The following is a 1,233-nucleotide window of genomic DNA, read 5'->3' on the forward strand; positions in this document are numbered from 1 at the left end:
CGTCTGGCGCCCCCGAGCCGTCACCCCGCTGCGCTCCAGCAGCAGTTCAGCGTCGCCCTCGGGCTCCGACAGGGTGTCCCCCCTGACGGGCTCCTCGGCGAGGGCATCGAATACCTTGAACCCGAGAGCCCCGATGACGAGTTCGGAGTAGTCGCTGAATTCCCTTAGATCGGCCTCTCGCTCTTCCGTGACATTCCCGGGCGACGGATCGACGCTGTTCACCACGGTGTACCGCCCGGCTAGGGAGGCGGCGGTGTAGAAGTAGTTCTCCAGATAGCTGATCTCGGTGGGACCGAAGCTGTCGTTCGATGTCGTCAGAACGACGGCGTGGGTCCAGTACGGCAGCTTCTCCCCACCCAGGTGCTCGGTGATGCGCCCCAGGACTCCATTGCCGTTCTTGCGCGACCAGGCCTGGCCCACATACACCTGATCGTCGCCTGTCTCCTCGTCCTTCCCGAAGAGGAGATACACGCCCGTCTGGTTCAGGATGGCCATGTCCTTACACCGGGGCAGCTCCGTTCGAGGAATCAGGTATGCCACCCCCGTCCAGTTGGTGAGGCTGCACTTGATACGTCCGCGGGCGTCTCCATCCAGGAGCAGCAGCTGGATAGTGCGGGGCGTTCCTGCCATCCGGTACCTTCTTCCCATCACAAGATCTCGAGGTCGAGGACGGTCTTCACGAGGCAGCCCCGACGGCCTTGCCATACAGCTCGAACAGGTGCGCGACCAGGTCAGCTTCGTCTAGGCCAGGTTCGAGCCCGTAGGCCCGCTCCACGGCGTCATCGAGGGCCTGGTGCGCGGCGGTGAGAGCCGGGTAGAGCCAGGCGTCATCCGGTTCATACAGATCCGCCAGTGAAGCCTGCGGGTGCTCTTCTCGCGCATCCAGCACGGCCTGAGCAGCCTTCTCGATCTTCTCACGCTGTGAGTCAGAGGTGTCCGGCCACACCATCGTGTTGTGGATCAGCGTGTTGGCGTAGCTGTAGTCGCTCTTGAGGCGGCCGCCCACAGACCGCATCCACGCATTATGGACGCGGGACATCAGGACTCCGAAGACGTAACGGGACTCCGACGGGATGTTGAACAGCTTGTCGCCGGGGATCATCCCGTCCGTAACGAACCCGATGGGGACGTATACGCGGCGCTGAGAGGACACCTTTGGCACCGCGATGTAATCGCCCTCTCCGCGGTACTTGATCTCGTCGTAGCGGCACGGGTCCCCGGGCTTCGCCTGTG

General features: G+C 63.5%; 2 protein-coding genes. Both read right to left on the reverse strand.

All coding sequences use genetic code 11. The features are described from left to right. Window positions 1-495 (reverse strand): GIY-YIG nuclease family protein (locus tag ACIP67_RS43355; RefSeq protein ID WP_401700251.1); only part of this gene is annotated, 495 nt, incomplete at its 3' end. 181 nt (window positions 496-676) lie between these two features. Next, window positions 677-1,233, reverse strand: a 557-nt coding sequence (locus ACIP67_RS43360; RefSeq protein ID WP_401700253.1) for a type IIL restriction-modification enzyme MmeI, incomplete at its 5' end; no start/stop codon positions are given.

Origin of the sequence: Streptomyces sp. NPDC088812 (assembly GCF_044750285.1) — a bacterium.
In the GTDB taxonomy this organism is placed as follows: Bacteria; Actinomycetota; Actinomycetes; order Streptomycetales; family Streptomycetaceae; genus Streptomyces.